Origin of the sequence: Variovorax atrisoli (assembly GCF_014195185.1) — a bacterium.
Lineage (GTDB): Bacteria > Pseudomonadota > Gammaproteobacteria > Burkholderiales > Burkholderiaceae_C > Variovorax > Variovorax atrisoli.
Genome location: NZ_JACIBG010000002.1, coordinates 706705 through 719170 on the forward strand (window position 1 = coordinate 706705; position 12466 = coordinate 719170).

Sequence of the window (12466 nt, forward strand, 5' to 3'; positions counted from 1 at the left end):
CCGCGTGGTCGCCGTGTTTCGGGGGTGCGATCACGCCGACGGGGACATTCGCGGAGGGGACTACCCGGCGGCCTGTGCACACGCCCCGAACAAAGTTCAGTCGATGCTGATGTTCGCCGCCTTCGCGACCTCGGCCCACTTCACGCGGTTGTCGTGCACCGTCTTCTTGAACTGCGCCGGCGACTCGATGCGCACGGTGTTGCCCTGGCTCTCGAAGCGCTCGCGGATCTCGGGCGTCTCGAGCACTGCCTTCACCGCGGCGTTGAGCTTGTCGACGATCTGCGGGTCGGTGCCCTTGGGCGCGAAGATGCCGAACCAGATCGAGCTGTCGAAGCCCTTGGTGCCGGGCAGGCCGCTCGATGCGATGGTGGGCACCTCCTTCACCGCGGGCACGGCGGCCGCGGTGGTCACGCCCAGCAGGCGCACCTTGCCGGCCTTGTAGTGCGGCAGCACGGTCTGCACCTGGTTCATGATGCAGCAGGTCTCGCCGCGCACCACCGAGGTGATGGCCTCGGGCCCGCCCTTGTAGGGCACGTGCACCATGTTCAGGCCCAGGCGCGAATTGAACTCGGCAAAGGCCATGTGCGTACCGGCGCCGTTGCCTGTAGACGCATAGTTGTACTTGCCGGGGTTGGCCTTGACCAGCTCGACGAATTCCTTCAAGGTCTTGACGTTGATCACGTCGGGATTGATGGTGAGCACGTTCGACACGTCGAGCACCGGCGCCACCGGCACGAAGTCGGCCTCCACGTCGAAGGGCAGCTTCTTGTAGAGCGCCGCGTTGCTGCCGTGCGTGGCGGCTGTGCCGAACGAGAGCGTGTAGCCGTCGGGCTTGGAGTGGGCAACGTAGTCGCTGGCGATGTTGCCCGCGGCGCCCGACTTGTAGTCGATGATGACCGGCTTGCCCAGCTGCCTGGAAAGCGGCTCCTGGATGGCGCGGGCCACCACGTCCACGCCCGAGCCGGCCGGGAAGCCCATGATGAGCGTGACAGGTTGCTGCGGCCAGTCGTGCGCGGCGTGCTGGGCGAAGGCGGCGCCTGTCGCCAGCGAGGCAGCGGCCAGCAGCAAGGCGCGACGGGCGGGGCGGGTGAATCCGGCAAGACGGGTGAATGGAGAATGAGCCATGGCAGTTTTTCGGTCGTTCAGTCTTTTGTCTTCAATGCAGACGGTGCAGCCGCGCATTGTGGCGCGCGGCTGATGCCCGATTCCATATGAGCTTATGCGCGACATGCAGGTATCGCGCCCGCTCCCGATAATCGACCCATGGTCCGTTCCACCCAACAACTACACGCCCCACGCGAGCCCGCGCCCCTGCGCCCGGCCGCCACGGTGCTGCTGCTGCGCGACAGCGCCGCCGGCATCGAAGTGCTCATGACCCGCCGCTCCGCCACCGCCAGCTTCGCGCCCGGCGCGTACGTGTTTCCCGGCGGACACATCGACGAAGCCGACGAGGCCGCCAAGCGCATCGCCACGCGCCGCCCCACGCAGAGCCGCGTGCAGCGCACGCAGGCCATCGCGGCCATCCGCGAGGCCTTCGAGGAGCTGGGCATCCTGCTCGCGCACCGCCAGGCCGACGGCCAGCCCGTGAGCGCCAGCGAGGTCGCCTCGATGGACCGCAACGCCACAGCCGGCACCGCCTTCGCCGACCAGTGCGCCGCGCGCGGCCTGGTACTCGACACCGATCGCGTCTTCACCTTCGCGCACTGGATGACCGACCGCGACCTGCCCCGTCGCTTCGACGTGCCCTTCCTCGTCGCGCGCATGCCCGAGGGACAGGTGCCCACGGCCGACGAGAACGAGCAGTTCGAGCCCTGCTGGGTGCGCCCCGCCGACGCGCTCGCGCGCCACGAGGCCGGCAGCTTCTTCATGATCTTCCCGACCGTGCGCACGCTGCAGCGCATGGCCACCTATGCCACCGTCGACGCCCTGCTCGCGGCCTGCGCCAGCGAGGTGCCGCTGTGGACCAGCTGCCCGCGCGCCGGCCTGCTCAAGGGGGAGGACGCGCGCTACATGGAGCACGAGTCGCCCTACGGCGAACTCGCGCTGGTGTGCCCCGACGGCCAGGTGCTGCATGCGCTCGACTGGCAGAGCGAAACCCCGGTGCCGCTGCTGAGGAACGTGATGCGCCTGACCGCGCCCAACGCCAGCATCATGACCGGCCCCGGCACCAACAGCTACATCGTGGGCGACGCGGCCACCGGCTACATCGTGATCGACCCGGGCCCGAACGACTTCGACCACATCGGCCGGCTGTGGCGTGCCACGCATGGCGACATCCGCATGATCGTCTGCACCCACTCGCATGCCGACCACTCGCCGGGCGCGGCGCCGCTGCAGGCGCTGTGCACGAAGGGCGGCAAGCCGCCGATCCTCGGGCTGGCCTCGAAGCCGACGGCACGCTCCACCGCCCGCTTCACGCCGGAGCGCGAGCTGGAAGACGGCGAGCGCCTGGTGCTCTCGGGCACCACGGAAGCCGGCGAGGCCGTCACGCACACGCTGCGCGTGATCCACACACCGGGTCATGCGGCCAACCACCTGTGCCTGGTGCTGGAGGAAGACGGCCTGCTCTTCTCGGGCGACCACATCCTCAACGGCAGCACCACGGTGATCGACCCGCCCGACGGCGACATGAGCGCGTACCTCGATTCGCTGGACGCGCTCGACAAGGCCTGCGAGGCCGGCGGCATCGAGTTCATCCTGCCCGCGCACGGCTACGTGATCGGCTTCGCACGCACCGCCATCGGCATGCTGAAGGCGCACCGCCTGAAGCGCGAGGCCAAGATCGCCGCCGCGATGCAGAAGCTGCCCGAGGGCACGCCCGAGCAATGGCTGCCGCTGGCCTACGACGACGTGCCCGAGCGGATGTGGCCGGTGGCGGCGCGCTCGCTGGCCGCGCACGTGGCGCGCATCCGCCAGCTGGCCGCGCACGGATGAGCGCAATGCCCAACACGGCGCCCGTCGACAGCGAAGGCATCCGCCTGGCCAAGCGCGTGGCCGCGCAGGCAGGCGTGTCGCGGCGCGATGCGGAACTGCTGATAGAGAACGGCGCGGTGCGCGTCGACGGCGTGCAGCAGACGCTGCCGCAGTCGCGCGTGCTGCCGCACCAGCGGGTGGAAATCGATGCCGGCGTGAAGCCGCAGCCGGTGGAGCCCGTCACGTTGCTGCTGTACAAGCCTGCGGGCATGCCCATCGACACCGCGCACGAACTGCTCGTTGCCGCCAACCACCACGAACCCGAGCGCGCCGGGCGGCGTTTCCTGCCGGCGCATGCGAGGGGGCAGCGCTGCATGACGCCGCTCGAGGCCGGCGCGAGCGGGCTGGTGGCGTACACGCAGGAATGGCGCGTAGAGCGCAAGCTGCACGAAGACGCCGCCTTCCTCGAGCACGAGGTGATGGTCGACGTGGCCGGCACAGTGAGCCCCGAGGCGCTCGCTCGGCTCGAACGCTCGCCCGCGCGCGTGAGCATCGGACGGCAGACCGCCGAACAGACAGGACTGCGCTTCGCGCTCAAGGGCGCGCGGCCCGGGCAGATCGCGCACATCTGCGACGGCGCGGACCTGCGGATCCTGGCGATGCGGCGCATCCGCATCGGCCGCGTGCAGCTGGCGGGGCTGCAGCCCGGCCAGTGGCGCTACCTTGCACCCCACGAACGCTTCTGACGACAACAGCAAGAACACAGAAGAGAAGACAAGAAGAGAGCCGTCGAGAGAGAGAAGACAGAGGACGACAACGACGATGCACCGCATGTTCGCGGCCCGCAATTTCCAGACCGCGGCCTCCAGGGGCCGCAAGCCTCAGGGAGAGACTGAGTCATGAAGTTCGCAACACCGGGCACTGCCCTGGCCTGCACCGTGCCGCTGGCGCTGGCCACGGGCTGCTCGATCATCACGCCACCGCCGCCTCCGGCGCCGCCCGCTCCACCGCCGGCGATCGTCTCGAAGGACGGCCTCGCGCCCATCACCGACGAGCAGGTCGAGCGCATCCGCGAGGCCATTGCGAGCAAGCCGCCCAGCCCCGCGGTGGGCAAGGTGGTGCGCAGCGCCTCGCCGACCATCGAATCGTTCGTGCGCACCGAGGGCTGCATCACCGCGCGAAACGGAGCGGTGCTCAACCCCTTCGCCGCGCCCGGGCGCCTGTTCGACGGCAGCGGCTTCCAGGGCGGGCCGATGTCGGAGATGCAGTACCACGACAAGACCGCCTGCGTGACCGTGAAGCGCATCCAGAACTGGAAGATGGTCTCGCCGAAGCTGCTGCGCTTCGAGGTGGTCTACGTGGGCGACGACGGCGAGGAGCGCGCTGTCAAGCGCCACGAGCTGATGCGCCAGCCCAAGGGCGGGTGGCTGTTCACGCGCTGAGCTTTGCTGCGGCGGCTACCCGCTTCTGCGTGCGCAGCGCGACCGCGAACGACAGCTGCGCCACGATGCCCGCCCCCGCGAGCACGATGGCCGATGCCAGCGCCGGGTTCGCGTGCCCCATGCCCGCGAGCGCGGTGCACAGCGCGCCCACCGCCATCTGCGTGAAGCCGTAGAGGCCCGAGGCCGAGCCGATGACCTGCGGGTTGACGCTGATCGCCTGCGTGAGCGCGGGCGGCGAGGCCATGCCCACGCCGACGGTGAAGAGGAACATGCACGCGACGATCAGCGGCACCGAGAGATGGCCGCTGAGCGCCGCGCCGAGCAGAACGAAGGCCGCCACCACGCTCAGCGCGTTGGAGCGGGTCATGAGGCGGTCGACGCGCACGCGCGAGATCAGGTGGCTGGTGAGGAAGCTGCCGAGCCACACGCCCGACACCAGGATCGCGAGGTAGATGCCCGCCTCGTGCGCCGGCCGATGGAGCTGGTCGACGAAGATGAAGGGCGCCGAGGCGATGAAGGCGTACATCGAGGTGGTGGCGCAGCCGCCGCCGATCGAGAAGCCCAGGAAGGCCGGCGATGCCAGCAGCTTGCGGTAGTTGCGCCCGAGCTCGCGCGCGTTCACGGCGGCGCCGGGCGCGCCGGTCTCGGGCAACAGGCGCCAGGTGAAGAGGAAGCCGACCACGCCAAGGCCGAAGAGCGCATAGAAGATCGAGCGCCAGCCCAGCGCGGTGGCGAGCGCCCCGCCGACCAGCGGCGCAAGGCTGGGGCCGACGGTGACCATCAGGTTCATCAGCGCGAGGCGGCGCGTGGCCTCCTGCGGCTCGGCCGTGTCCCGCACGATGCTGCGCCCCAGCACGAGGCCGGCGCAGCCGCCCACCGCCTGGAACAGCCGCGCCGCGATGAGCGAATGCACCTCGGGCGCGAGCGCCGCGGCCAGGCCCGCCACGCAGTAGATGCCCAGCCCGCCCAGCAGCACCGGCCGCCGCCCGAAGCGGTCGGCCAGAGGGCCGTACACCAGCTGGCCCAGCGCGAGGCCGAGGATGTAGAGGCTCACCGTCATCTGCATCTGCCCGATGCCCGCGCCCAGGCCTTTCGCGGCGATGGGCAGCGCGGGCACGAAGATGTGCATGGCCAGCGTGCCGCTGAAGGTGACCAGCGCGAGCAGCCACAGCGGCGCGTGCGGACGACGCTGCTGCGGCTGCGCGGATGCGGCGGTCGGCGTCATTGCCCGGGGTTGGCCGGCGCAGCGCCCTGCGCGAGATGGGCGTCGTCGGGTTCCCACCCGCCGCCCAGCGCCATGAACAGCACCACCTGGTCGTCGGCCAGCTGCGCCTCGCTGGCGGCAAGCGCGGCTTCGCTGGCGGCAAGCGAGCGTTCGGCGTCGAGCGCGTCGAGGTAGCCGGTGCGGCCGTTCTGGTAGAGCTGGCGCGCCTGCGCGGCGACCTTGGCGCTCTCGTCGCGAGAGGCCTGCAGCGCGGCGCGGCGGTCGAGCTCGCGTGCGTAGGTGGCGAGCGCGGTCTCGGTCTCGCGCAGCGCGGTGAGCACGGTGCCGTCGAACTTCGCGAGTGCGGCGCGCGTGCCGGCCTCGGCCTGCGCGATGCGCGACTGCGCCACGCCGGTGTTCGGAATGGTCCAGGAGATCAGCGGTCCGAGGCTCCAGGCGAAGGTGTCCTTGCGGCCGAAATCGTCGGCATGGCCTGCGGAAGAGCCCGAGAGGCCCAGCGTGACCTTCGGATAGAGCTCCGCAGTCGCCACGCCGATGCGTGCGGTCGATGCGGCCAGGCTGCGTTCGGCCTGGCGGATGTCGGGCCGGCGGCGCAGCAGCGCGGCGCCGTCGCCAACGGGCAGCACGCCGGCCACGCGCGGCGGCACGGTGCAGTCGGCCACCTCGCGCGGGAAGTCCTGCGGCAGCGCGCCGGTGAGCGTGGCGAGGCGATACAGCGCGCCCTGGCGCTCGGCCTTCAGCGGCGGCAGCGCGGCGTTGAGCTGCTGCAGCTGCGCGCGTGCGCGGTTCGCGTCGATGGCGCCGGCGCGGCCCGCGTGCTGCAGGCGGTCGGTGACGTTGACGGCGTCCTGCTGCAGCGCGACGGACTTCTGCGCGATCTGCAGCCGCAGGCCGGTGGAGCAGGCTTCGGCGTACGCGCGCGCAGTGCCTGCCGCCACGTTCACGCGCACCAGGTCGAGCGCGGCTTCGGCGGCCTGCGTGCTGGCCTGCGAGGCCTCGATGGCGCGGCGGATCTGGCCGAACAGGTCGACCTGGTAGGAGAGCGACGCGCCCGCGCTGTAGTTGAAGGTGCTCGGCGGCTCGTAGCCCTTCTGCAGCAGCGACAGGCCCGAGACGTGGCCGAACGAGGGGCCGCCGTTTACGCCGATGGTGGGGTACTTGGCGCCGGCGGTCTCGTCCTCGATGGCGCGCTCGCGCTCGAGGTTCGCGACGGCCTGGCGCAGGTCGGTGTTGTGCGCGAGGGCCTGCTCGACCAGCTTGTCGAGCAGCGGGTCGTGGTACAGGCGCCACCAGTGCGCGGGCAGCGGCGCGGCATTCGCGGGCGCCTCGGCGAAGGGCTTGCCCGCGGCGGGCTGGCTGGCCAGCGCCTCGGGCGGCTGCTTGTAGTCGGGGCCGACCGCCGCGCAGGCCGCGAGCGCGGCGGCGGCGGCCAGCGATGCGATGCGGAAAGCGAAGCTGGTCATGTCGTTCATCCCTTCTGCGGCGTGGAAGCCGTTGCCGCCGTCTTCTGCACGGGCTTGTTCTCCAGCACCTGCACCGTGACCGTCTGGCCCGCGACGAGGCGCGCACCCTGCGGCAGCGGATCGAGCTTGACGCGCACCGGAATGCGCTGCGCGAGCCGCACCCAGTTGAAGGTCGGGTTCACGCTGGGCAGCAGGTTGGCGCTGGTGGAGCGGTCGTGGTCGGCGATGCCGGCAGCCACGCTCTCGACCGAGCCTTCGAGCACGGCGCCGCCGCCCATGGGCGTGACGCGCACGCGGTCGCCGAGGTGGATGCGCGGCAGCTTCGTCTCTTCGAAATAGCCTTCGACGTAGAACGACTGCGCATCGACCAGCGCGAGCACCGGCCGGCCCGCCGCGGCATAGCTGCCCTGGCGCAGGTCGAGGTTGGTGACCAGGCCGTCGGCCGGCGCGCGCACCTGGGCGCGCTGAAGGTTGAGGCGTGCCGAGTCGAGCGCTACTTCGGCCTGGGCGACCGCGGCCTGCATCTGCTCGACGCGCGAGCGGGTCTGTTCGCGCGACTCCTTCGACACCAGTTCGTCGAGGCCGGCATTGCGCGCGTTCTCGCGCTGGGCCTGTGCGCTCACGGCACGCTGCGCGGCGAGCGCGGCCTGCGCCTGGCGCACGGCGAGGTCGTAGCGCGCACGGTCCACCTCGAAGAGCAGCGTGCCGGCGGCGACCGGCTGGTTGTCGTGGATGGGCACCGCCGTGACAAGGCCCGACACGTCGGGCGCGATCTGCACGACGTTGGCGCGCACGCGGCCGTCGCGAGTCCACGGCGCGAGTTCGTAGTGGTCCCACAGGCGCAGGCCGGCCCACACGGCGGCGGCCACCACGGCCAGGGTGATGAGGATGCGGCCCAGGCGCTGGGCCCACGGATTGCTGTCAGTTGGAGTTCGGGCGGCTTTCATTGGAATCTCGTTGTTGTCATTGAAGGTAGGCGCTGGCGCGGCTGAGCGCGTAGAGCAGCAGCAGGTAGAGCGCCATGTCGAAGAGGGCCGGATGCCATACCCAGCGGTAGGCGCCGGTGGCCGCGAGCAGGCGGCGCACGCCCCACAGCACGAGCAGTGCCGCGAGCGCGAGCACCATGATCCAGGGCAGGTACAGGCCGTAGAAGCTGGCTTCGCCGATCATGCGGAAGCTCCTTGCGAAGTGAGGGACGTGCTCGCGAGCGAGGGCGGCGCGTCGGGAAAGAGATTTCGGCGCAGGCCCACCAGTGCGGTGACGGCCGAGCGCGAGGCGGAAGAAGACGTGCTGTCCGCTGCGTTCGCGCTGTCGCGCGCATCGAGCACGGCGCCGAGCGCTTCATCGATCTGCGGCAGCAGCCCTGGAGGGCGCGGGTTCATGCGGCCCTCCGCACGCTGGCGGAAGAAGCCCGAGATGCCGCCCAGCAGCGCGGCCGAAGTGGCCAGCGGCAGCTGGCCGCGCACGCGCTGCAGCACGGCGATGTCGGCGCCCATGCGCAGGTCGCGCAGCGCGTCGTTGGCCGCCACGCCCTCGACAGTGCCGCCGGCCTGCGCGATGCGCGGCGCGAGCAGGCCGATGCGGTCGAGCATGCGCACCGCATAGGCGTCGCTCTGCGCGTACTGCGGCTGCGAAGACGCGGCCATGTCGCCCAGCTCGCGCCAGGTGGCGCGCTGGATGCGCCGCGCGCTCCAGTCGGCGCCCACCGAGCGCACGAGACGCGTGACGCGCGCCGCGACGACCACGCCGACGATCTGGCCGATCATGCTGTTGAGAAAGCTCACCAGGTCGGAGCTGGCCGTGTCGTGCATCGCCAGCGTGCCGCACACGCCGAAGATCAGCGCCATCGCGGCCATGAAGTGCGTGGGGCGCGGCAGGTAGAAGCCCAGCAGCAGGAAGAGCGGCGCGCAGATGAGCACCAGCATGCCGAAGTCCTGCACCGTGGGCATGAGCACCAGCACGTAGACGGCCGAGATCGGGATCGACCACAGCGTCCACTTCAGGAAGCCGTGGATCGCCGGCACGGGGTCGTCCATCGTCGCGAAGAAGCAGCAGAAGACGGCGGCCATCATGGTGGCGGCCGAGCCCATGGGCCAGCCGGTGAGGATCCAGAAGGCGCCGCACAGGCAGATGGCGATGACGGCGGCCAGTGCCGACAGCAGCGCCATGCCGTAGTCGCGGTGCAGCACGCGGCTGCCGAGCGCGGCCGTGCGGCGCAGCGGCGCGGCGCCCTTCAGGCCTTCGTCGATGTCCTGGCGCAGCTGGGCGCAGGCGGTCCAGCCGTCGACGAGCTCTTCGAGGCGGCCTGCGAGGCCGATGCGAAGGGCGCGGCCCCAGCGGGTCTGCGGCTGTGCCTCGGGCGGCGTGGCGCCCAGAACCTCGATGGCACGGCGCAGCTCCTGCAGGCGCACGGCGCGGGCCGTCGCGTCGCCGGAGGCATCGGCCTCCTCGCGCAGCCACTGCGCGGCCTTGGCAAGCACGGCGGCCACGTCGGGCGCGATGGCGCCTTCGGCCTGCTCCAGCGCCAGCAGGCGGTCTTCGACGGCCGAGAGCGCCGGCGTGAGCGCGGCGACGCGGTCCTGCATCGCGCGGATGGCACCGGCCGTCCAGCGCAGGTGCGTGGTGTCGAAGGGAACGTGGGTGGAGAGCAGGCGCAGCTGCGTGATGTCGCCGGCGAGGCGGCGGCGGTCGTCGTCGAGGCGCCGGGGCTCGGCGCTGCCGCGGCCGGCAGGCTGGAAGAGATCGCCCAGCCACTTGCGCGCGTCCTGCAGCGTGCGGTCGAGCAGGCCCAGCACGGTCGGCGCGAGCCCTGCGGGCAGCACGAGGCTGTGGATGAGCGTGGCGCAGAAGATGCCCAGGCCGATCTCTTCGACGCGCGCCACGGCGGTGTCGAACAGCGCGAGCGGCGTCTGCACCGACGGGAAGCCGATCAGCGCCGCCGTGTAGCCCGCGAGCATGAAGACATAGGAGCGCGGCGTGCGGTCGAAGAGCGAGATGCACAGGCACAGCCCCACCCACAGCGCGAGCACCAGCGTGAGCAGCTCGGGCGCGTTGGACAGCGCCGGCACCAGCAGCACGGTGGCGGTGCTGCCGATGAGCGTGCCGAGGAAACGGTAGACCGCCTTGGAGCGCACCGCGCCGGCCAGCGGGTGGGCGACGACGTAGGTGGTCATGAGCGCCCAGAACGGGCGCGGCAGGCCGGCGCGGCTGGCGAGATACATCGCGAGCATGGCGGCGGCAAAGCTCTTGCTGGAAAAGAGGATCTCCGCGCGGCTGAAGCGCGGCAGGCTGAATGCGGCCATGGGACTACCCGCGCCCTTCCTGCGACGGCGGCGGCGGCAGGCTCTGCACGGCGCGAACGCCCATGCGCTCCTCGAGCACGGCGAACACGCGCAGGCAGGCCGCGACGTCCTCGTCGGACACGCCCTCGAACAGCGACACCCGCATCTGCGCCAGCGCCGCCTCGATGGGCTCGCAGACGGCCTTGCCGGCCTCGGTGAGGTGCAGGGTCTTGGCGCGCCGGTCGGCCGGGTCTTCGCGGCGCTCGACCAGGCCGGCTTCCACCAGCTGGTCGACCGAGCGGACCAGCGACGGTCCCTCGATCCCCAGCGCCTCGGCCAGCACGCCCTGGCGCACGTCGCCGTTCATGCGGCCGAGCATCACGATCGGATAGGCCAGCGTCTGCGACACGCCCACATGCGCCACCGCCCTGTCCGCCACGGCGCGATAGCCGCGCTGCAGCACCGCCAGCGAGGTGCCGATGCGCATCAGCGCCTGTTCGCGCGTCGGTCGGGGGGTGGAGGGGGTGGTCAAGGTAGCCGCCTATTAATTAGCATGCTATCGATTATACGGGTAACTACCAATGCCTGCACGCGGCAAGGCTCGCGCCCGCCTTCGGTCAGGGCCGAAGGGCGCGGAAAAACGCAAAGGGGAGAAAAGAAGAAAAGTGTGAAGCCCGCCGATAAGCCGGATTCTGTGCACCGCAGGCCCCTTGCGGAACCCGCGGCGTGACCGCCATTACTCTGGGCCGCCTGTCACCAGACGGCTCGATGCCACCTACCCGCCAGCTCAGCGGAACCACCTCGATACTGGCCTACTTGGTGTTGCTGCGCGCAGAGATTGCCCGTTTCACCCGAACTGAATCGGCTCGTCTCTGTTGCTCTGATCCTCACCTCACGGTGGAGAGTCGTTAACTCCTGCGCTGTCCTGTGCAGTCCGGACGTTCCTCCAGTGCGGCCTTTCGGCACTTGCACCAGCGGCGGTCTGGCGTGCTTCACGGGGTGGATTATCGCCTCCGCCCGAGCGCACCGGCGGGCCGGTCTCACAATGTGCGCTGCCCGTCCGACAAACGCACTGATTCCCAAGGAGATCCCATGAAGGCCCAGAACATCCTCCAGACCATCGGCAACACCCCGCACATCCGCATCAACCGCCTGTTCGGCAATGCGAAGCAGCAGGTGTGGATCAAGTCCGAGCGCGCCAACCCCGGCGGCTCGATCAAGGACCGCATCGCGCTCGCGATGGTCGAAGACGCCGAGAAGAGCGGCGCGCTCAAGCCCGGCGGCACCATCGTCGAGCCCACTTCGGGCAACACCGGCATCGGCCTGGCGATGGTGGCGGCCGTCAAGGGCTACAAGCTGATCCTGGTGATGCCCGACAGCATGTCGGTGGAGCGCCGCCGCCTGATGCTGGCCTACGGCGCCACCTTCGACCTCACGCCGCGCGCCAACGGCATGAAGGGCTCCATCGCCCGCGCAGAAGAGATCGTGGCCGGCACGCCCGGCGCGTGGATGCCGCAGCAGTTCAACAACCCCGCCAACATCGACGTGCACGTGCGCACCACGGCCGAGGAGATCGCCGCCGACTTCCCCGACGGCATCGACGTGCTGATCACCGGCGTGGGCACCGGCGGCCACATCACCGGCGTGGCGAAGGTGCTGAAGAAGAAGTGGCCGAAGCTGCAGGTGTTCGCGGTGGAGCCGGTGGCCTCGCCGGTCATCTCGGGCGGCCAGCCTTCGCCGCACCCGATCCAGGGCATCGGCGCAGGCTTCATCCCGAAGAATCTCGACACCTCACTGCTCGACGGCGTGCTGCAGGTGGACGCGGAGCCCGCCCGCGAAATGGCCCGCCGCTGCGCACGCGAGGAAGGCATCCTGGTCGGCATCTCCTCGGGCGCCACGCTCGCGGCCATCGCGCAGAAGCTGCCGTCGCTGGCACCCGATGCGGTGGTGCTGGGCTTCAACTACGACACGGGCGAGCGCTATCTGTCCGTAGAAGGCTTCCTGCCGGCCTGAACTGGTTCACCCCCAGGCTGCGCGCACTTCGTGTCGCTGCGCCAACCCCCTTCCGGGGGCAACACCTGCGGCCCGGCAAAGCCGGTTCCGCGGTGTTCCACGAACAGCAAAGCTAAAATGGCCACCTGC

At 70.6% G+C, this 12466-nt stretch carries 11 protein-coding genes and 1 other RNA gene; 4 read left to right on the forward strand and 8 right to left on the reverse strand.

Annotation, left to right across the window (positions count from 1 at the left end):
• Positions 1-96 precede the first annotated feature (96 nt).
• Positions 97-1125, reverse strand: a complete 1029-nt coding sequence (locus FHY06_RS10175) for a Bug family tripartite tricarboxylate transporter substrate binding protein (protein WP_184604759.1) — start codon at positions 1123-1125, stop codon at positions 97-99.
• A gap of 138 nt (positions 1126-1263) precedes the next feature.
• Here FHY06_RS10175 and FHY06_RS10180 point away from each other — a divergent pair, with 138 nt between their 5' ends.
• The 3 genes from FHY06_RS10180 to FHY06_RS10190 all read left to right on the forward strand — a co-directional run bounded on the left by FHY06_RS10180 (position 1264) and on the right by FHY06_RS10190 (position 4355).
• Entirely contained in the window at positions 1264-2934 is a 1671-nt protein-coding gene (locus FHY06_RS10180; RefSeq protein WP_126182494.1) for an MBL fold metallo-hydrolase, read from the forward strand.
• Between the two features lie 5 nt (positions 2935-2939).
• Complete coding sequence (locus tag FHY06_RS10185; RefSeq protein ID WP_184605040.1) at positions 2940-3659, forward strand: RNA pseudouridine synthase; 720 nt, start codon at positions 2940-2942, stop codon at positions 3657-3659.
• A gap of 153 nt (positions 3660-3812) precedes the next feature.
• Entirely contained in the window at positions 3813-4355 is a 543-nt protein-coding gene (locus tag FHY06_RS10190; RefSeq protein WP_019658363.1) for a hypothetical protein, read from the forward strand.
• On the opposite strand, the gene FHY06_RS10195 is transcribed toward FHY06_RS10190, so the two are convergent.
• The 7 genes from FHY06_RS10195 to rnpB all read right to left on the reverse strand — a co-directional run bounded on the left by FHY06_RS10195 (position 4345) and on the right by rnpB (position 11318).
• On the reverse strand, positions 4345-5580 hold the full coding sequence (locus FHY06_RS10195) for a multidrug effflux MFS transporter (protein ID WP_184604761.1): 1236 nt from the start codon (positions 5578-5580) through the stop codon (positions 4345-4347). The two genes, FHY06_RS10190 and FHY06_RS10195, sit on opposite strands and share 11 nt — an antisense overlap.
• Positions 5577-7052: an efflux transporter outer membrane subunit gene (locus FHY06_RS10200; protein ID WP_019658365.1), complete on the reverse strand. Its 1476-nt coding sequence runs from the start codon at positions 7050-7052 to the stop codon at positions 5577-5579. Before FHY06_RS10200 ends, FHY06_RS10195 begins: the two co-directional genes overlap by 4 nt.
• The gene (locus FHY06_RS10205) at positions 7049-7990 is read right to left on the reverse strand and encodes an efflux RND transporter periplasmic adaptor subunit (RefSeq protein WP_019658366.1); all 942 of its coding nucleotides are present in this window, start codon (positions 7988-7990) and stop codon (positions 7049-7051) included. Before FHY06_RS10205 ends, FHY06_RS10200 begins: the two co-directional genes overlap by 4 nt.
• A 16-nt stretch (positions 7991-8006) precedes the next feature.
• Positions 8007-8213, reverse strand: a complete 207-nt coding sequence (locus tag FHY06_RS10210; protein WP_019658367.1) for a DUF1656 domain-containing protein — start codon at positions 8211-8213, stop codon at positions 8007-8009.
• On the reverse strand, positions 8210-10345 hold the full coding sequence (locus tag FHY06_RS10215; protein ID WP_184604763.1) for an FUSC family protein: 2136 nt from the start codon (positions 10343-10345) through the stop codon (positions 8210-8212). The genes FHY06_RS10210 and FHY06_RS10215 overlap by 4 nt, the downstream gene beginning before the upstream one ends.
• A gap of 4 nt (positions 10346-10349) precedes the next feature.
• Entirely contained in the window at positions 10350-10811 is a 462-nt protein-coding gene (locus FHY06_RS10220) for a MarR family winged helix-turn-helix transcriptional regulator (RefSeq protein ID WP_184605042.1), read from the reverse strand.
• Between the two features lie 178 nt (positions 10812-10989).
• Positions 10990-11318: RNase P RNA component class A (gene rnpB / locus FHY06_RS10225), an RNA gene on the reverse strand.
• Positions 11319-11416: 98 nt separating this feature from the next.
• Here rnpB and cysK point away from each other — a divergent pair.
• Positions 11417-12337 carry a cysteine synthase A gene (gene cysK, locus FHY06_RS10230; protein WP_019658370.1) on the forward strand — a complete coding sequence of 307 codons (921 nt, stop codon included), beginning with the start codon at positions 11417-11419 and terminating at the stop codon, positions 12335-12337.
• Positions 12338-12466: the final 129 nt, after the last annotated feature.

Excerpts from the sequence above, each read along its gene's own strand:
- FHY06_RS10175 (WP_184604759.1), bottom strand. The coding sequence starts at position 1,125 with ATGGCTCATTCTCCATTCACCCGTCTTGCCGGATTCACCCGCCCCGCC.
- FHY06_RS10180 (WP_126182494.1), top strand. The coding sequence starts at position 1,264 with ATGGTCCGTTCCACCCAACAACTACACGCCCCACGCGAGCCCGCGCCC.
- FHY06_RS10185 (WP_184605040.1), top strand. The coding sequence starts at position 2,940 with ATGCCCAACACGGCGCCCGTCGACAGCGAAGGCATCCGCCTGGCCAAG.
- FHY06_RS10190 (WP_019658363.1), top strand. The coding sequence starts at position 3,813 with ATGAAGTTCGCAACACCGGGCACTGCCCTGGCCTGCACCGTGCCGCTG.
- FHY06_RS10195 (WP_184604761.1), bottom strand. The coding sequence starts at position 5,580 with ATGACGCCGACCGCCGCATCCGCGCAGCCGCAGCAGCGTCGTCCGCAC.
- FHY06_RS10200 (WP_019658365.1), bottom strand. The coding sequence starts at position 7,052 with ATGAACGACATGACCAGCTTCGCTTTCCGCATCGCATCGCTGGCCGCC.
- FHY06_RS10205 (WP_019658366.1), bottom strand. The coding sequence starts at position 7,990 with ATGAAAGCCGCCCGAACTCCAACTGACAGCAATCCGTGGGCCCAGCGC.
- FHY06_RS10210 (WP_019658367.1), bottom strand. The coding sequence starts at position 8,213 with ATGATCGGCGAAGCCAGCTTCTACGGCCTGTACCTGCCCTGGATCATG.
- FHY06_RS10215 (WP_184604763.1), bottom strand. The coding sequence starts at position 10,345 with ATGGCCGCATTCAGCCTGCCGCGCTTCAGCCGCGCGGAGATCCTCTTT.
- FHY06_RS10220 (WP_184605042.1), bottom strand. The coding sequence starts at position 10,811 with ATGCGCATCGGCACCTCGCTGGCGGTGCTGCAGCGCGGCTATCGCGCC.
- cysK (WP_019658370.1), top strand. The coding sequence starts at position 11,417 with ATGAAGGCCCAGAACATCCTCCAGACCATCGGCAACACCCCGCACATC.